Genomic DNA, 17,239 nt, shown 5'->3' on the forward strand with positions numbered 1-17,239 from the left:
AGCCTTCTAGAGCAAGTTGAAGTTCGCTTACTTCTTCTCTGAGGTCATTTCCGGGTGAATACGCAAACTGTCGCCGACCCGCGGCTTATTGCCGATGGCGGCAATCTTCGGCAAGGACTCCAGAACGATTTCCAGGCAAACCGGATTAAGCCGTGGGTAAACTTCGCGGATGGTGTCCCATGTCCAGTTACCCAGGCCTTCGGCTGGATTGGAGATGGCGATCAGCGAGGCATAGTTGATTCCGGCCATGCGCGCATAGATCACTTCCGAACCCACGCTCATGGTCACCAGGTCGCCGCCCATCTTGGCCAGCATGCGCACTTCCGCGGCCGTTTCGAAACGCCCGCCGCGGGTTTGCATGATCACCCCGCTCTTGTGCAGGTTGATCCCGGCGACGGGAGCGTCTCCACGGTTCAGGCGTTTGTGCGTCTCATCGATCAGGATGTCGCGAAGAATGGGGTCCATGGCCGGCGTATAGCGCGGAACCGGATGGTCGCCCTTGCGGTAGATGGCATCGGGCAGCGCCAGTGGCCGGTCGATGTTGAAGTCGATGACGTCATCGGCCACTACCAGATCGTGGAGTTTCATTGCCGGATTGATACCGCCGGCTGTTGCTCCGCCAATCGCATCACGAACCCGTAGCTGGTAAAGGGCGGCCCAGGTTTCGACGATCTTTCCGTCGCCATGCATGTTGATGTAATAGAACGGAACGTTTTTATAGTTGCCGCAATAAATAGTTGGCGAAGTTCCGGCTGGAGTTTCAAGGGTGAAGGACTCCTTGAGTTTTCCGGACTTCAACATTGCATCGTTGATGAAGGTACCGCCAATCACCGCAATATCGGCCTTGCACGGAACCGCGGGGGTAGCGGCCCAGGCCGTTACCGATAAGCATCCCAGTAATAAACCCATGAGGATTTTCATAAAACACCTCTTCACTTAGTTGTAAGTCCTGCCGTTTTCCAGGCAAGGCGTGGCCGTCATGCGGGTTAGTTGAATGTCAGCTAACGGGCATGGGTGTTAAGCATCAGCGCCGGCAACGCGCTGGCTGGTTTATTGTCCGAACCGGTAAACAGCGGCTTCAGTCGCCAGGAAGTGTGTTCAAGCAACGAGTGCGGTTATCAAGTACATCCGCCTGTCAGTGCTCGATCGTGCTTCTCGGGTCATGGCCTGGATTGTTTTATGGCGTTCACCAGGCCGGGTCATGAGTTCAGTGTCCCGGCAGGGTCTGGGAATACCGCTCCCAGTTTCCCGTCAGCGCGTTGATCACCGTGCTGCCCACTCGATAGGCGGCTTCGAGCGAGGGCCGCATGCCGACGAAACCCGCCTGGTCATGAGCCATGCTTTGCGCGGCGCTCATGCCGGGCGGCTGCATGGTGTAGTTACTGGCGGTACGCAATACCAGCACGCGGTCCAGGTCCACCTTCGCTGCCTTGCTCAGGAAACTGAGGGACTGCAGGGTTCCGCTGTCCTCCATGGCGGAGGTCACGAATTGCCCTTTGCCGTCGGTCCAGTACTTGACCCAGTCACCGGCCCAGTCGTTGAGCCGTGCGCCGTGCCAGAACGTCGAGGAGGCGAGGTTGTCGCCTTTCATGACCTTGGCCGGCAGGACGGCCTGGGGGAACCCCTTGAACTGTTGACGAAACGCTGCCAGGTCCTGGTTTTCTACCAGCGGCACGTCTTTCGTCAGGTTGTAGGCCCAGTCCACCAGTCGACCATTGAGCTTGTAGACTTCGCCGATGCTGTCCGAACGTGGCTGGGCATAAGGCGTTGCGCGAAAGAACGGGGTGTAGCCGGTTTTCCAGTCCTTGGGGATTTCCCGCGCATCGATCTCGTGCGCCAGGTCACCGTCCACCACATAGTTGGCCCAGGCCGCCGAGCCGATGGAGCCTTTGTGCGGATTGATGCCGGCAATGCCTGCAACCAGCCAGTACGCCTTGCTCAAGTCAAAGCGCGGATCCATGCCCAGGGCCATTACCGACGCCGCCGCACGGGCAGTGCCCATGCCGGTCACCGTTGCCAGGACGCCGGTTTCAGGGTTCAGGCATACGTCATGAAAACCCTGGGCGAGTGGCATGCACTGATTCAGGCCGGCGCGCTCACGCCAGAACTGAAACTCGCCAGGGTTGTCTCCCTGATCCTGGCCGAGCTCGAACATGCTCAGGACCACAGCCTTGATCTGAATCGGCTGCTCGGCGGCCTGGGTTGCTCCGCCTGCGCCCAGGCAGCACAGCGCGGCAGCGAGTGCGCCACTGGTTTTACGTGTCGTCATCATCTTGATTCCTTGGCAGAGGGCATGCGCTCCGCGCGCACCCTCCACGGTCTTATTTCAGGTCGAACCTGACCGTCTGTTTAGCGCGCTGCTCAACGGCCGCGCCATTGACCATTCGCGGCTGGAACTTCCAGCGTTTCACCGCGTTGATCGCGGCCTCGTCGAACAGCTTGCGTGGTTTCGACTCGAGCACCTTGGCGCTGGCAACCGTGCCGTCCGGGCGGATCGCAAGTTCCAGCACCACATAGCCCTCGATCTTGGCCTGCCGGGCATCACGCGGATAAACCGGTGCCTGCTGATCCAGGGCGACCGCGTCGGTGCTGCTCGACGGCGTGGGCGGTGGCGGCGGCGGTGGCGGAGTAACCGGTGGTGGCGGTGTCGGCGCAGGGGGCGGCGGCACGGGCTGTTGCGGTTTGGGCTCCGGTTTGGGTTTCGGTTTCTCCGGCGTGACCTTCTTCGCAGGCGCAGGCTTTTTCACCGGCGCAGGCGGCGGTGGAGGGGGAGGCGGAGGTGGCGGAGGTGGCGGAGGTGGCGGAGGCGGTGGCGGTGGCGGTGGCGGTGCAGGCGGTGGTGGAGGGGGCACTTGCACCATGGTCACCTTGGTCACCTTCGGCGGCTCCTCAACTACCGGCTGCCTGGCCTCGATCAGGCTCAGCAACGTGATACCCAATGCAACCGCCAGCACAGCCAGGCCGATAGCCGCCGGCATCGACAGGTGATGGTCGACATGATGGTCGTCGGAGGCCCACAAGGCCCCTCGCCGTACGTTGGGGGTCAGGTCGTTCATCAGTTTTGCGTCGCCAGGCCAATAGCACTGATACCGGCAGCGCGTACCAGATCCATTGTGTGCACGATGCTTTCATATTGGGTGCCACGATCGCCGGCGATCACCACATCCAGTTTTCCGCTGTTCTGCATCTCGGTGAGCCGGCTCGTCAGCTGTTCGTCGCTGATGGGCTGGCCATCGACAAACAAGCCACCGTCGTTGGAGACGCCGATATTGAGCGTGACCGACTCGATCGCTTCTTGCGAAGAGGACTGCGGCAACTCCAGGGTGATACCGGTGCCCTGGATCATCTCGATCATGATGAGTACGAAGAACACCAACAGAAACATCATCACGTCGATCATCGGAATGATTTCGATGCGGGCTTTCTCTTCATGTCCGAGATAGTTTGATCTCTTGCTAGCCATGACTATTTCTCCGAGTGGCGTAGGTATTAATCAACCCTTGGCCAAGCGCCCAACCAGCATGGACTTGATCAGTTCCATCTGATTGACGACCAGGCGGATACGCTTGTTGAAGTGATTGAGAAAAATCACGCAGACGATGGCGATGCATAAACCGACAGCGGTAGCGACCAGCGCATGGGCAATAGGCCCGGTTACCGAACTGACTTTCTGCGATGTATTGGCCGCCAATACACTGAACACCTGGATCATATGAATGATGGTGCCGAGCAGTCCAAGCAGCGGGCCTAAAGTTACACAGGTATCCAGTACCCAGAGATTGCGGTCCAGTCGCGGAATCTGAATCATGATGGTTTCATCGATATCCCGTTCCAGTGCCTCTTCGGACTTTCCGTGAGACTCCACTGCGGCCAATACCAACTTGCCTTGGGCACTTTTACTGTAGTGATCTGCAACTTTCTTGACATCGGCCAGGTTGTCCTGGTTTACCCGCTTCAAATCCAGATCAAGACTTTGTCCCAGTTTGATGCTGGTACTGAAGAAGAAGTAGCGTTCGATGATCACGGCGATTCCGATGATGAATACCACCACCATCAGTGGAATGAGCCCCCAAGAGTCTTTGGAGTACTGAATGACATCTTCTAACATGTGAAATCCTTCATTAACGTTGAAATACATACTCGGTAGCAGGTACTGGACCGGCGTTGCGAGGCCTTGGCACAGGTGCTCGGCACGCCTCTGTGGAGGGTCAGGTGGAGCGAGCGAGTGAGTCTTTGCAAAAACCTGACCAACAGTTCAGCTTAAACCTTTCAGCATGTTAAAAATCTTCGAAAACAGCTCTAAATAGGCAGTCTTGGTCGATAAAGAGTGGCTTCTTCCTGACGAGTGGTTTTGGCCGGGGAAAATGGCTTGAGATCGATTTTCAATACGCCGCCGCAGAGCCTTTGTATCCGCCCCAACATGAAACGCCTCGCACCGTTTTGTGTCCGTTACTCGACGCCAGGATTCGGATACAAAGGGTGGCCGGTCGCTGGAAGTGCTTGAAAACAGGCTCTATATCTCGAACTGAAGCTATCCTCGTCAGCCTGGATGACGGGGTATTCGGCAGGCTGCAAGGTCGTACCGGTATGAAGGGCCCAACCTGTCTGAAACGGGATTCGCGTTTTTTCGATAGGTCGTGCAGGGGCAAATCCGGAAAGACTTGATCGGGCCGTGGCCGGAGATTCAATAAGCTGTGGCAGGGACCTTTCGCTTGTCCGGCTGTCCTGAGCAAAGGTCAATCTTGTTGATTGCATGCATACCCCTGGCTTTTGTTCTTGATAAATAAAAAAACCGGCGATGAATGACTTCGCCGGAAAAGACATCCTTGTCTGTGGAGGAGAACTCTTCACTTCTTGGGCAAGAAGTGAAATCGAATAAAAAAGTCGACAACAGTTACCCGTGCCGACATAAAGCAAAACCTGCTACTTCATCAGTAGCCTGTATTGCTAGGAGTCCGGCCACTTGGGAGATAAGCCGGAAATCGGTGGAGCCGATACTGGAATAAATGGGTAGGGCTCAGATCTTCTATACGGTCAATTGATATAGACGCGCCGGTCTTTCTTCGGTCCCTCGCGCGAGAGTAATAGGCCGGTGTCATGCACTTCTTCAACGGTGGAAAATCAAATAGCCCTGCCTGTGAATATCGTGCGCGGTTACTTCAGTTGAACGCCAAGCCTGCCTGTTCAAAGTGTTTGTCAGTTGTTGAAAGTGGAACTCACGTCCAAAAAAGTTAACCATTGGGTCAGCTTAATCGTTTAAGCAGAAAGCGGGCCAATTTCCCGGGATGTGCCGGATAGAGGGTTTGCGGGCGAAAAGTAAATGACCTTGGCTGCGGATCCAGGGATAAGCGGTCGCTATTCGGCAATCGGCTGGCTATTTTCATTTATGGTTGCGCACCCAAGCGGCGCCTGGTGCGCGGGTATGGGGCGCCATTCATCCGTCCTTGTCAGGCAGAAGTCATGCACGTTGGGTGATAGGGACTGCTAGCCCTTTCTGATGGCAGTTGCCTGGGCTAGGCCGGGGGCTGAGGGGAGGTGTTGCGAGGTGGGGGCATGGGCTGTCAGGCAGCCCATGCCGATAGTGAAAAGTCTTCGGTCAGTGACCTGCCTGCCACGGCTGCCCCAGCGACACTGGCGCATACAGGCGGGTGCGCAGCGCATCCCGGGACAGCAGCACCAGCACCAGGATGGTCGCGGCATACGGCAGCATCGCCAGCAGGTTCGAAGGGATCGCCAGGCCCAGGCCTTGCGCCACCAGGTGCAGGATGCTGGCGAGGCCGAACAGGTAGGCGCCGAGCAGCAGGCGCCACACTCGCCAGCTGGCGAACACCACCAGCGCTAGGGCGATCCAGCCGCGCCCGGCGCTCATGTTTTCCGCCCACATCGGTGTGTAGGCCAGGGACAGGTAAGCCCCGGCCAGGCCAGCCATGGCGCCGCCGAACAGCACCGCCAGGGTGCGTACCCGCAGTACCGGCAGGCCCATGGCGCTGGCCGCGTCGGGGTTTTCGCCGACCGCCTGGATGATCAGGCCGACCCGGCTTTTCAGGATCACCCAAGCCACCAGGGCGAACAGGGCGAAGGACAGGTAGACCAGCAGGTCCTGGGCAAACAGCATGCGCCCGATCAAGGGGATTTCGCTCAGCAGCGGAATCGCCATGGGTTCAAACCCGGCCAGCGGTTTGCCGACCCAACTGGCGCCGACGAAGCTCGACAGTCCGACCCCAAAGATGGTCAGGGCCAGGCCGGTGGCCACCTGATTGGCGTTGAACACCAGTGCCACCAGGGCGAACAGCGATGACAGCAGCATCCCGGCGAGCATCGCCAGCAGTACGCCGAGCCACAGGTTGCCGCTGTTCAGGGCGACGATAAAACCGATCACCGCGCCAAACAGCATCATGCCTTCCTGGCCGAGGTTGAGGACGCCGCTCTTCTCGCAGATCAGTTCGCCCAGGGCCACCAGCAGCAGCGGCGTACCGCAGCGGATCATGGCGTAGAAAATATTGCTCAACAGATCGATATCCATCACAGCGCTCCTGCCTGTACGGAAGGGTTGGCGGCGCGACGTGTCCAGCGCAGGTTCAGGCGCGGCCGATAGAGAATCAGCACGTCACTGGCCAGCAGGAAGAACAGCATCATGCCCTGGAACAACTGGGTGATGGCTTGCGGCAGGTTGAGGCTCATCTGCGCGTTCTCGCCGCCGATGTACAGCAGCGCCATTAGCAGGCTGGAGAACAGAATGCCGATGGGGTGCAGGCGGCCGAGAAAGGCCACGGTGATCGCTGCATAGCCATAGCCGGGCGATACCTGGGGCACCAGCTGGCCGATGGGGCCGGTGACTTCGCACACCCCGGCCAGGCCGGCCAACCCACCGCTGATCAGCAGCGCCAGCCAGATCAGGCGCTTCTCGCGAAAACCGACGAAGCCGGCGGCGCGCTTGTCCAGCCCCAGCACCTTGATCTGGAACCCGACGAAGCTTTTTTGCAGCAGCACCCACACCGCCACCAGGGCCAGCAGGGCGAAATACACCCCGGCATGCACCCGGCCGTCTTCCAGGAGCAGCGGCAGGCGGCTGGCATCGCCGAACATCGCCGACTCGGGGAAGTTGAACCCGGCCGGGTCTTTCAGCGGCCCGTGCACGCAGTACAGCAGCAGGTTCAGGGCGATGTAGTTGAGCATGATGCTGGTGAGGATTTCATTGGCGTTGAAGTGCGTGCGCAACCAGGCGGTGAGGCCGGCCCAGGCGGCGCCGGCCAGGGTGCCGGTGAGCAGGATCAGCACCAGCGCCCAGCGGCTTTGCAGGTCGATGATGTTCACCGCCAGCGCGCTGCCGGCCAGGGCGCCGAGTAGAAGTTGGCCTTCGGCGCCGATGTTCCAGATCCGCGCCTGATACGCCACGGCCAGGCCGAGGGCACAGAGCAGGATCGGCAGGGCCTTGACCAGCAGTTCAGAGACGCCATACAGGTCGCTGATCGGGGCGATCAGCAAGGTGTGCAGGGTTTCCAGCGGGTCGTGGCCCAGGGCGACGAACAGCAACGAGCCACAGCCCAGGGTCAGGGCGGCGGCTAACAGCGGCGAGCACCAGAGCATCAGGCGCGATTGCTGGCCGCGGGGTTCGAGAGAAAGCAGCATAAATAAACAGCTCCGTTACGCTGGCTGAGTGGATAGGTGGACGGGGGTATCGAACTGGCCGGCCATCCAGCCGCCGACTTCGACCAGGCTGGTGTCCGCGGTGGCCTTGAGGGCCGACAGGCGACCGCTGCACAGGGCTGCCAGGCGATCGCTGATCTGGAACAGTTCATCGAGGTCTTCGGAGATCACCAGGATCGCCGCGCCCGCATCGCGCAGGGCCACCAGGGCCCGGTGGATAGTCGCGGCGGCGCCGACGTCGACGCCCCAGGTCGGGTGCGCGGCGATCAGCAGCCTGGGGCGCTGGAGGATTTCCCGGCCGAGGATGAATTTCTGCAGATTGCCACCGGACAGGCTGCGGGCGGCGGTCTGGCTGTCCGGCGTTTTCACCGCGAAGCGGCGAATGATGTCTTCGGCCAGGGCCAGCACCTTGCCGCGCTGAATCAGGCCGTTGCTCACCAGCCCTTGCTGGAAGGCGGTCAGCAGGGCGTTGTCCGCCAGGCTCAGTTCCGGCACGGCGCCGTGGCCCAGGCGCTCGGCCGGGACGAACGCCAGGCCCAGCCCGCGACGGGCGTCGGGGCGCAGGTGGGCGATGGCTTGCCCGGCGAAGCGCAGGGTGGCGCCTTGGGCGCGGCCAAGGCGCTGTTCGCCGCTGAGCAGGGCCAACAGTTCGTCCTGGCCATTGCCGGCGACCCCGGCGATGCCGACGATTTCACCGCTGCGCACGTCCAGGTCGATATCCTGGAGCGAGCAGCCGAACGGGTCCGGATTGGGCCAGGAGAGTTTCTGTACCTGCAGGAAGGCCTCGCCGCCCTTGGCCTTCGGGTAATCGGTGATCAGGCCCGCGGCTTCGCCGACCATCAGCCGCGCCAGTTCCTGGTCCGAGCATTCGGCGGGTATGCAGTGCCCGGCAACCCGTCCACCGCGCAGCACCGTGGCGCTGTGGCACAGGGCGCGGACTTCGCCGAGCTTGTGGCTGATGAACAGAATGCTGCAGCCCTCGCTGGCCAGGCGGCGCAGGGTGACGAACAGTTCGTCGGCCTCCTGGGGCGTCAGCACCGAGGTCGGTTCGTCGAGGATCAGCAGGCGGATGTCCTGCATCAGGCAGCGAATGATCTCCACCCGCTGGCGTTCGCCGATGGACAGGCTGTGCACCAGGCGTTCCGGCTCCAGGGCCATGCCGTAGCGCTGCGAGACCTGGCGGATCTTCGGTTCCAGCTGCTTTGGCGTACCGGCCGCGGCGCCCATGGCCAGGGCGATGTTCTGCGCCACGGTCAGGGTCTCGAACAGCGAGAAATGCTGGAACACCATGCCGATCCCCAGGCTGCGCGCCTGGGCCGGATTGCGCATGAGTTGATGCTGCCCCTGCCAGATCACCTCGCCCGAGTCGGCCTGGGTCACCCCGTAGATGATTTTCATCAGGGTGCTTTTGCCGGCGCCGTTTTCACCGAGCAGGGCGTGGATTTCCCCCGGCTGGATACTCAGGTCGATCCCATCGTTGGCCAGGCAACCGGGGTAGCGTTTGGTGATTCCGCACAGTTGCAGGCGGGGTATTGCAGCGGGGATGGGTACAGGGTTTGGCATGACGGACTCGGGTTGCTGAACGTTATGCCGGTGGACAAAGCAATTTCCTGGCCAGTGAGTCAGGAAATTGCCGGAGCCCCGATGAACTGCGGCCTCGTGCCCCTTTTGCTCGTTACCTGCATCGCTGCTCGGCACCAGTTCAGGGCAAGGTGCTTGAAAAGGCGGCGGTTTTGCCCGAAGGGTCTGGTCGAAAAATGATCAGGTGCCTGCAAGCCTTGCGCTCTATGCGGCTGGCGCAGCCTTGCACGGGTTATCCACAGCTTGTTCCACAGTATTTGTGTGCAAGCCCGAAGGCCGGGCATAAGCACTGTGTGGCTTTCTTCATAAAAGCGATAAACCACGCTAACTTACTGTTTTAGCTTGAAAAATATGTTTTTGGCGAGCGATTGGCTGAAAAATGAGCAATCGCTGCAAAGCCACGTGACAGAAGGGTTACAGGCAAGTGTGCTCAGGTTATCCACAGTCGGGTGCACAGCAGGTGTGGGCAAGTCGGCTATCCACCGGGCCGTTGTGCACAGGATGATTTCGAGGCGTTGGTGCGTATTGGTGCGCTCAGCGCTGCAAGAGGATGCGTCCGCGACTCAGGTCGGCCAGTTGGCTTTGCAAGGTGGCGATCTGGCTTTCGCCCAGGGCCAGTTGCAGTTCTACGCCGTTGGCCGTGAAGTGTTCCTCGGCCAGCAGCCCGCCGAGTTCGGCGACCCGCAGCTTGACCAGTGCCAGCTCGCTGAAGCTGCAGGCGCAACGCAGGGCTACGCGGCTGACCAGCTCGATGCGTTCGGCGCCTTGCAGGCACTTGTTGGCGCTGCCGCCATAGGCGCGGGCCAGGCCGCCGGTGCCCAGCTGAATGCCGCCGTACCAGCGAATCACCAGCACCGCGACCTGGTCGCAGTCCTGGGCTTCGATGGCCGCGAGGATCGGGCGGCCGGCGGTGCCGCCGGGCTCGCCGTCATCGCTGCTGCGGTATTGCTCGGCGAGTTTCCAGGCCCAGCAGTTGTGGGAGGCATTGGGATCGCTGTGCCGTTCGATAAAGGCTTGGGCCTCGGCCGCGCTGCTGATTGGCGCGGCAAGGGCGATAAAGCGGCTTTTGCGAATCTCTTCGCGGTATTCGCAAAGGCCGGCGAGGGTAAAGGGCATGCGTTGGGTTCTTTATAAGGCAGGCTTGAGGCCGCAACCCTTGAGGATGATGCGGATCAGGTTGTTGCCGGCGTCTTCCATGTCCTGCTTGGTCAGCTTGCTGCGACCGGTGACGCGGCAGATCTGGGTGGCGAAGTCGGCGTAATGCTGGGTGCTGCCCCACAGCAGGAAGATCAGGTGCACCGGGTCCACGGGGTCCATCTTGCCGGCGTCGATCCAGGCCTGGAACACCGCGGCGCGCCCTTGGAACCAGGCGCGGTAGTCCTGGCTGAAGTATTCGCTGAGGCATTCGCCGCCGCTGATGATCTCCATGGCGAAGATTCGCGAGGCCTGCGGCTGGCGCCGGGAGAACTCCATCTTGGCGCGGATATAGCGGGTCAGCGCTTCGGCCGGGTCGTCCTCGGCGGTCAGGGTGTTGAAGGTGCTGTCCCACAACTCGAGGATGTTGCTCAGCACCGCGACATACAAACCAAGCTTGTTGGTGAAGTAGTAATGCAGGTTGGCCTTGGGCAGGCCGGCATTCTGCGCGATGGTGTTCATGCTGGTGCCTTTGAAACCGTGACGGGCGAACTCGTCTTCGGCGGCCTTGATGATCGCTTCTTCGTTTTTCTGACGAATACGGCTGGCGGGCTTGGCGGTTTGAGGGCCGGCGTGGGCTGGGACTTCAAGGGTCATAGGCATTTCCGAGCTGTTCTGTGGGTGCAACCAGTGCGTTGATAGCGCACCCACAGGCCTCAGACAAGTCTTAATGGGCAGAAAACCCTCAAAGCGGTTCCAGGGTGTCGCTTTCGCGAGCCGGATTTGCGCTACGCAGCGCGGCCCGATCTTCCGGCAGCAACAGGCACATAAGGATCGCGGTCAGGCCGCCGCTGGTGATCGCCGAGTCGAACAGGTTCTGCACCACCTTGGGTAACAGGTGCAGCAGGTTCGGTTGCGCCGCGATCCCCAGGCCGACGCCGAAGGAGGTGGCGATGATCAGCATGCTGCGCCGGTCCAGTGGTGCCTGGGCGAGGATGCGCACGCCGGCCGCGGCGACGCTGCCGAACATCACCAGGGTGGCGCCGCCGAGCACTGGCTTGGGGATTTGCTGCAGCACCGCGCCGATCAGTGGAAACAGGCCCAGGCAAAACAGCAACAGGCCTATGTACAGCCCGACATGGCGGCTGGCGACGCCGGTCAGCTGAATCACCCCGTTGTTCTGGGCGAAGGTGGTGTTGGGGAAGGCGCTGAAGGTCGCGGCGATCATGCAGCTGACGCCGTCGCCGAGAATGCCGCCCTTGAGTCGGCTTATATAAGAAGGGCCGCTGATGGGCTGGCGGGCGAGCATGCAGTTGGCGGTCAGGTCGCCGACGGTTTCGAGGGTGCTGATCAGGTAGATCAGCGCCACGGGCAGGAACGCCGTCCAGTCGAAGCTGAAACCGAAGCGGAAGGGCGTCGGCAGGCTGATCAGCGGCAGGTCGGGCAACGCCTGGGGCACCAGCTTGCCGCTGAACCAGGCGGCGAGGCTGCCCAGGGCCAGGCCGATGATGATCGCCGACAGTCGTACCCAGGGCGTGTTCGAGCGGTTCAGCAGGATGATGGTCAATAGCACCAACAGGCCCAGCGCCAGGTTGCCCGGCGCGCCGAAGTCCGCGGCATTGAAGCCGCCGCCCAGATCGGTGATGCCGACCTTGATCAGGCTGACACCGATCAGGGTAATCACGATGCCGGTGACCAGCGGCGTGATGACCCGGCGCAATTGGCCGATGAAGCGGCTCAGGACGATCTGCACCGCCGCGCCGAAAAAGCACACGCCGAAAATCATCGCCAGGATGTCTTCCGGGCTGCCGCCCCGTTGCTTGACCAGAAAACCCGCGGACAGCACCGCGCCGAGGAAGGCAAAGCTGGTGCCTTGCAGGCAAATCATCCCCGCGCCGATTCCGAACGGCCGACGCGCCTGAATGAAGGTGCCGACGCCGGAAACCATCAGCGCCATGCTGATCAGGTAGGGCAGGTGGGCGCCCAGGCCCAGGGTCGAGCCGATCACCAGCGGCGGGGTGATGATGCCGACGAAACTCGCCAGCACATGCTGCAGGGCGGCGAGGATCGCGGCGAGTGGTTTCGGGCGATCGTCGAGACCGTAGATCAGGTCGCTTTGGCGCAAGGTGTCTGGCTGCATGGACGGGGAACTCAGGGCTGATGGTTCAAGGTCATCGTGCCCTGCAAAAAGCTGTCCAGGTGCTCAGGTTATTGCGGGTGCTTGCCGTTATGGGGCAATGGAGGCGGGGCTTTTATAGTGTCGTAGGTTTTTTCAGCGGGTGGCCGCCAGGCTGTCCAGGAAGCTTTCCAGCACCAAATGGGGGCGACGGCCCTTGCGTGTGACCGATGCCAGGCTCAGGTCATAAAAACGTGAGCCGGGCTTGAGCGCGCGCAGTCGTCCCTGCTGGACCCAGAGGCTGGCGTAGTGGTCCGGCAGGTAGCCAATGTAGCGTCCGGTGAGAATCAGGAACGCCATGCCTTCGCGGTCCGAAGCGCTGGCGGTGCAATTGAGTGCCTGGTAGTGGGCCTGGATCTCGGCGGGCAGGCGGAAGGTCGGGGCGATGGCGTCCTGCTCGTTGAGGCGCCGGTCGTCCAGTTGCTTGTCGTCGACATAAAACAGCGGGTGGCCGACGGCGCAATAAAGCAGTGAGCGTTCGCTGTACAGCGGTTGGTATTCCAGCCCGGACAAGGCACTGGCCTGGGGCACTACGCCGACATGCAGGCGCCCGTCGAGCACGCCTTGTTCGACTTCGTTGGGGGCGATCATGCGGATCTGGATCTGCACGTCCGGCCCGCGCTCCTTCAGTTGCGCCAGGGCATGGGTGATGCGCATGTGGGGCAGGGTGACCAGGTTGTCGGTCAGGCCGATGATCAGTTCGCCACGCAGGTGCCGGTGCAGGCCGTTGACCTCGGTACGAAAGCTTTCCAGGGCGCTCAACAGCTGCAGGGCCGATTGATACACCTCGCGACCCTCTTCGGTCAGCGAGAAGCCGGCGCGTCCGCGTTGGCACAGGCGCAGGCCCAGGCGTTGCTCGAGGTCGCTCATCTGCTGGCTGATGGCCGAGCGCCCGATGCCGAGCACGGTTTCCGCGGCGGAGAAGCCACCGCACTCGACCACGCTGCGAAAGATCCGCAGCAGGCGGATATCAAAGTCGCTGACTTGCGCCAGCGGGTCGGCGCGACGGCTGCTCATAGTTTAGTGGGCCACTGACTGAAGGTTATAAAAGTTGGATTTCACCGACTTTATAGCCGTGGCAACTTAGCTGCAACAACGCTTTCCGATCCCTGCGCCGCTTATTGCCCTGCGAGGTTTTGCCCCATGAACATGCATGAAAACGCTCCAGCTTCCCTGGCCAGCCAGCTCAAGCTCGATGCTCACTGGATGCCCTACACCGCCAACCGCAACTTCCAGCGCGATCCACGTCTGATCGTCGCCGCCGAAGGCAGCTGGCTGGTCGACGACAAGGGGCGCAAGGTTTATGACTCGCTGTCCGGCCTGTGGACCTGTGGCGCCGGCCACACCCGCAAGGAAATCCAGGAGGCGGTGGCCAAGCAACTGGGTACCCTCGATTACTCGCCAGGCTTCCAGTACGGTCACCCGCTGTCGTTCCAGCTGGCCGAGAAAATCACCGCGCTGACCCCGGGCAATCTGAACCACGTGTTCTTCACCGACTCCGGTTCCGAATGCGCCGATACCGCGGTGAAAATGGTGCGCGCCTACTGGCGCCTGAAAGGCCAGTCGACCAAGACCAAGATGATCGGCCGTGCCCGTGGCTATCACGGCGTGAACATTGCCGGCACCAGCCTCGGCGGGGTCAACGGCAACCGTAAACTGTTCGGCCAGGCGATGATGGATGTCGACCATCTGCCGCATACCCTGCTGGCAAGCAACGCGTTCTCCCGCGGTATTCCGGAGCAGGGCGGTATCGCGTTGGCCGACGAACTGCTCAAGCTGATCGAACTGCATGACGCCTCCAACATCGCCGCGGTGTTCGTCGAGCCCCTAGCCGGTTCCGCTGGCGTGCTGGTGCCGCCACAGGGTTACCTCAAGCGCCTGCGGGAAATCTGCGACCAGCACAACATCCTGCTGGTGTTCGACGAAGTGATCACTGGTTTCGGTCGTACCGGCAAGATGTTCGGTGCCGACAGCTTTGGCGTGACCCCGGACCTGATGTGCATCGCCAAGCAAGTCACCAACGGCGCGATTCCGATGGGCGCGGTGATTGCCAGCTCCGAGATCTACCAGACCTTCATGAACCAGCCGACCCCCGAGTACGCGGTGGAATTCCCCCACGGCTACACCTACTCGGCACACCCGGTGGCCTGCGCGGCCGGCCTGGCGGCACTGGATCTGCTGCAGAAGGAAAACCTGGTGCAGAGCGTCGCTGAGGTGGCGCCGCATTTCGAGAAGGCGCTGCACGGCATCAAGGGGGCGAAGAATGTCATCGACATCCGTAACTTCGGCCTGGCCGGCGCCATCCAGATTGCCCCGCGCGATGGCGATGCCATCGTGCGTCCGTTCGAAGCGGGCATGGCCCTGTGGAAAGCCGGTTTCTACGTACGCTTCGGCGGCGACACCCTGCAGTTCGGCCCGACCTTCAATAGCAAGCCGCAGGATCTGGATCGTCTGTTCGATGCCGTCGGCGAAGTGCTGAACAAGCTCGACTGATTTCCAAAAACTGTAGGAGCTGAGCTTGCTCGCGATGGCGTACTTATAGGCGCCATCGTGGTTTGGCTCATATTCAAAGTCATCTATATAGAGCAGGCGCTCCTTGGCGGGCGCCTGTGGACAACTTCAGGAGTTCCGCGATGAGCGTTATCCCGCATTTGATCAATGGTGAACTGGTGACCGAGAGCGGTCGCGCGGTCGATGTGTTCAACCCGTCCACCGGTCAGGCGATCCACAAGTTGCCGCTGGCCAGCCGCGAAACCATCCAGAGTGCCATCGAGGCCGCCAAGGCAGCCTTCCCGGCCTGGCGCAACACGCCGCCGGCCAAGCGTGCCCAGGTGATGTTCCGCTTCAAGCAATTGCTGGAACAGAACGAATCGCGCATCGCCCAGTTGATCAGCGAAGAACACGGCAAGACCCTGGAAGACGCCGCCGGTGAGCTCAAGCGTGGTATCGAAAACGTCGAGTTTGCCTGTGCCGCTCCGGAAATCCTCAAGGGCGAGTACAGCCGCAACGTCGGCCCGAACATCGATGCCTGGTCCGACTTCCAGCCGCTGGGCGTGGTTGCCGGCATCACCCCGTTCAACTTCCCGGCGATGGTGCCACTGTGGATGTATCCGCTGGCGATCGTCTGCGGCAACTGCTTCATCCTCAAGCCATCCGAGCGTGACCCGAGTTCGACCCTGCTGATTGCCCAGCTGTTGCTGGAAGCCGGCCTGCCGAAAGGCGTGCTGAGTGTGGTGCACGGCGACAAGGCCGCGGTGGACGCGCTGATCGAAGCGCCGGAAGTCAAGGCACTGAGCTTTGTCGGTTCGACGCCGATTGCCGAATACATCTACGCCGAAGGCACCAAGCGCGGCAAGCGCGTGCAGGCACTGGGCGGCGCAAAGAACCACGCCGTGCTGATGCCGGATGCCGACCTGGACAACGCGGTCAGCGCCTTGATGGGCGCGGCCTATGGTTCTTGCGGCGAGCGTTGCATGGCGATCTCGGTTGCCGTGTGTGTCGGCGACCAGGTGGCCGATGCGTTGGTGGCCAAGCTGGTTCCGCAGATCAAGGCGCTGAAAATCGGTGCCGGCACTTCCTGTGGCCTGGACATGGGGCCGCTGGTCACAGGACAGGCGCGGGACAAGGTCAGCGGTTATGTCGAGGATGGCGTGAAGGCGGGCGCGAAGCTGGTGGTCGACGGTCGTGGCCTGAGCGTGCCGGGCCATGAAGAAGGCTTCTTCCTCGGTGGCTGCCTGTTCGACAACGTCACCCCGGAAATGCGTATCTATAAAGAAGAGATCTTCGGGCCGGTGCTGTGCGTCGTGCGGGTGAACAGCCTGGAAGAGGCCATGCAACTGATCAACGATCATGAATATGGCAACGGCACCTGCATCTTTACCCGTGACGGTGAAGCGGCGCGTCTGTTCTGTGACGAGATTGAAGTCGGGATGGTGGGGGTCAACGTACCGCTGCCGGTACCGGTGGCATACCACAGCTTCGGCGGCTGGAAGCGTTCGCTGTTTGGCGACCTGCATGCCTACGGTCCGGACGGTGTGCGTTTCTATACCCGTCGCAAGGCGATCACTCAGCGCTGGCCGCAGCGTGCCAGTCATGAAGCCTCGCAGTTCGCCTTCCCTAGCTTGTAATAAGTAGAAGGGTATTAAAGGCCGCCCCCCTTGGGGGCGGCCTTTGCTTTTAGGGGCTTTTTGACTGATATGACAGATTTGTGAAAATAAGTGTTGACGGCAGATTCTGGAAGTCTATAATTCGCCCCACTTCCGGTGCAGTCGAAACGGAAAACTCCTTGAGATTCAACGAGTTACACGGTTTTCGACAGCGGTCACGCTTCAGTTCATCGAAGCCCGAAGGAGTTGGTTCGGCAGTCAGTTTTCGCCGGATTAACGATTCGATCTTCTCGGTCGAAAGCGGAGAAAAAGAGGTGTTGACAGCAGCGTGTAACGCTGTAGAATTCGCCTCCCGCTGACGAGAGATCGGAAGCGCAAGTGGTTGAAGTTGCAAAGGAAACTTTGAAAACTTCTTAAAATAACCGCTTGACAGATGCAGAGGCTGCTGTAGAATGCGCGCCTCGGTTGAGGCGAAAGACTTAACCAACCGCTCTTTAACAACTGAATCAAGCAATTCGTGTGGGTGCTTGTGGAGTCAGACTGATAGTCAGAAAGATTATCAGCATCACAAGTTACTCCGCGAGAAATCAAAGAT

At 60.9% G+C, this 17,239-nt stretch carries 14 protein-coding genes; 2 read left to right on the forward strand and 12 right to left on the reverse strand.

The window, feature by feature from the left end:
* Positions 1–27 precede the first annotated feature (27 nt).
* The 12 genes from BM019_RS29460 to BM019_RS29515 form a co-directional block, all read right to left on the reverse strand.
* On the reverse strand, positions 28–921 hold the full coding sequence (locus BM019_RS29460; RefSeq protein ID WP_092422473.1) for a phosphorylase family protein: 894 nt from the start codon (positions 919–921) through the stop codon (positions 28–30).
* Between the two features lie 286 nt (positions 922–1,207).
* Positions 1,208–2,269 (reverse strand): purine nucleoside permease, encoded by a 1,062-nt coding sequence (locus BM019_RS29465; RefSeq protein WP_092422490.1) that lies wholly within the window; start codon positions 2,267–2,269, stop codon positions 1,208–1,210.
* Positions 2,270–2,321: 52 nt separating this feature from the next.
* Complete coding sequence (locus BM019_RS31110; protein ID WP_239691118.1) at positions 2,322–2,669, reverse strand: energy transducer TonB; 348 nt, start codon at positions 2,667–2,669, stop codon at positions 2,322–2,324.
* Positions 2,670–3,055: 386 nt separating this feature from the next.
* A complete protein-coding gene (locus tag BM019_RS29475) occupies positions 3,056–3,463 on the reverse strand; it encodes an ExbD/TolR family protein (protein WP_009042032.1) in 408 nt (135 codons plus the stop codon).
* Positions 3,464–3,493: 30 nt separating this feature from the next.
* On the reverse strand, positions 3,494–4,108 hold the full coding sequence (locus tag BM019_RS29480; protein ID WP_009042033.1) for a MotA/TolQ/ExbB proton channel family protein: 615 nt from the start codon (positions 4,106–4,108) through the stop codon (positions 3,494–3,496).
* A 1,488-nt stretch (positions 4,109–5,596) separates the two neighbouring features.
* On the reverse strand, positions 5,597–6,523 hold the full coding sequence (locus BM019_RS29485; protein ID WP_009042034.1) for an ABC transporter permease: 927 nt from the start codon (positions 6,521–6,523) through the stop codon (positions 5,597–5,599).
* Positions 6,523–7,629 carry an ABC transporter permease gene (locus BM019_RS29490; RefSeq protein WP_092422478.1) on the reverse strand — a complete coding sequence of 369 codons (1,107 nt, stop codon included), beginning with the start codon at positions 7,627–7,629 and terminating at the stop codon, positions 6,523–6,525. The genes BM019_RS29485 and BM019_RS29490 overlap by 1 nt, the downstream gene beginning before the upstream one ends.
* Before the next feature lie 15 nt (positions 7,630–7,644).
* Complete coding sequence (locus BM019_RS29495) at positions 7,645–9,210, reverse strand: ABC transporter ATP-binding protein (RefSeq protein WP_092422481.1); 1,566 nt, start codon at positions 9,208–9,210, stop codon at positions 7,645–7,647.
* A gap of 552 nt (positions 9,211–9,762) precedes the next feature.
* Positions 9,763–10,344 carry an IMPACT family protein gene (locus tag BM019_RS29500; protein WP_092422484.1) on the reverse strand — a complete coding sequence of 194 codons (582 nt, stop codon included), beginning with the start codon at positions 10,342–10,344 and terminating at the stop codon, positions 9,763–9,765.
* A 12-nt stretch (positions 10,345–10,356) separates the two neighbouring features.
* Entirely contained in the window at positions 10,357–11,019 is a 663-nt protein-coding gene (locus BM019_RS29505) for a TetR/AcrR family transcriptional regulator (RefSeq protein ID WP_007930696.1), read from the reverse strand.
* Between the two features lie 88 nt (positions 11,020–11,107).
* Positions 11,108–12,502: a uracil-xanthine permease family protein gene (locus tag BM019_RS29510; protein ID WP_009042038.1), complete on the reverse strand. Its 1,395-nt coding sequence runs from the start codon at positions 12,500–12,502 to the stop codon at positions 11,108–11,110.
* Positions 12,503–12,634: 132 nt separating this feature from the next.
* Positions 12,635–13,555 carry a LysR family transcriptional regulator gene (locus tag BM019_RS29515; protein ID WP_007930700.1) on the reverse strand — a complete coding sequence of 307 codons (921 nt, stop codon included), beginning with the start codon at positions 13,553–13,555 and terminating at the stop codon, positions 12,635–12,637.
* A gap of 126 nt (positions 13,556–13,681) precedes the next feature.
* On the opposite strand from BM019_RS29515, the gene BM019_RS29520 reads away from it, so the two are divergent.
* Together BM019_RS29520 and BM019_RS29525 are read left to right on the forward strand one after the other, a co-directional pair.
* Positions 13,682–15,031 (forward strand): omega-aminotransferase AptA, encoded by a 1,350-nt coding sequence (locus BM019_RS29520; protein ID WP_009046838.1) that lies wholly within the window; start codon positions 13,682–13,684, stop codon positions 15,029–15,031.
* 140 nt (positions 15,032–15,171) lie between these two features.
* Entirely contained in the window at positions 15,172–16,665 is a 1,494-nt protein-coding gene (locus BM019_RS29525) for a CoA-acylating methylmalonate-semialdehyde dehydrogenase (RefSeq protein ID WP_092422487.1), read from the forward strand.
* Positions 16,666–17,239 lie beyond the last annotated feature (574 nt).

It is taken from the genome of Pseudomonas sp. NFPP07, from assembly GCF_900115645.1.
Classification (GTDB): Bacteria; Pseudomonadota; Gammaproteobacteria; order Pseudomonadales; family Pseudomonadaceae; genus Aquipseudomonas; species Aquipseudomonas chlororaphis.

Coding starts and splice junctions, on each gene's coding strand:
- BM019_RS29510 (WP_009042038.1), bottom strand. CDS start 12,502: ATGCAGCCAGACACCTTGCGCCAAAGCGACCTGATCTACGGTCTCGAC.
- BM019_RS29525 (WP_092422487.1), top strand. CDS start 15,172: ATGAGCGTTATCCCGCATTTGATCAATGGTGAACTGGTGACCGAGAGC.
- BM019_RS29500 (WP_092422484.1), bottom strand. CDS start 10,344: ATGCCCTTTACCCTCGCCGGCCTTTGCGAATACCGCGAAGAGATTCGC.
- BM019_RS29490 (WP_092422478.1), bottom strand. CDS start 7,629: ATGCTGCTTTCTCTCGAACCCCGCGGCCAGCAATCGCGCCTGATGCTC.
- BM019_RS29480 (WP_009042033.1), bottom strand. CDS start 4,108: ATGTTAGAAGATGTCATTCAGTACTCCAAAGACTCTTGGGGGCTCATT.
- BM019_RS29475 (WP_009042032.1), bottom strand. CDS start 3,463: ATGGCTAGCAAGAGATCAAACTATCTCGGACATGAAGAGAAAGCCCGC.
- BM019_RS29515 (WP_007930700.1), bottom strand. CDS start 13,555: ATGAGCAGCCGTCGCGCCGACCCGCTGGCGCAAGTCAGCGACTTTGAT.
- BM019_RS29520 (WP_009046838.1), top strand. CDS start 13,682: ATGAACATGCATGAAAACGCTCCAGCTTCCCTGGCCAGCCAGCTCAAG.
- BM019_RS29460 (WP_092422473.1), bottom strand. CDS start 921: ATGAAAATCCTCATGGGTTTATTACTGGGATGCTTATCGGTAACGGCC.
- BM019_RS29495 (WP_092422481.1), bottom strand. CDS start 9,210: ATGCCAAACCCTGTACCCATCCCCGCTGCAATACCCCGCCTGCAACTG.
- BM019_RS29465 (WP_092422490.1), bottom strand. CDS start 2,269: ATGACGACACGTAAAACCAGTGGCGCACTCGCTGCCGCGCTGTGCTGC.
- BM019_RS29485 (WP_009042034.1), bottom strand. CDS start 6,523: ATGGATATCGATCTGTTGAGCAATATTTTCTACGCCATGATCCGCTGC.
- BM019_RS29505 (WP_007930696.1), bottom strand. CDS start 11,019: ATGACCCTTGAAGTCCCAGCCCACGCCGGCCCTCAAACCGCCAAGCCC.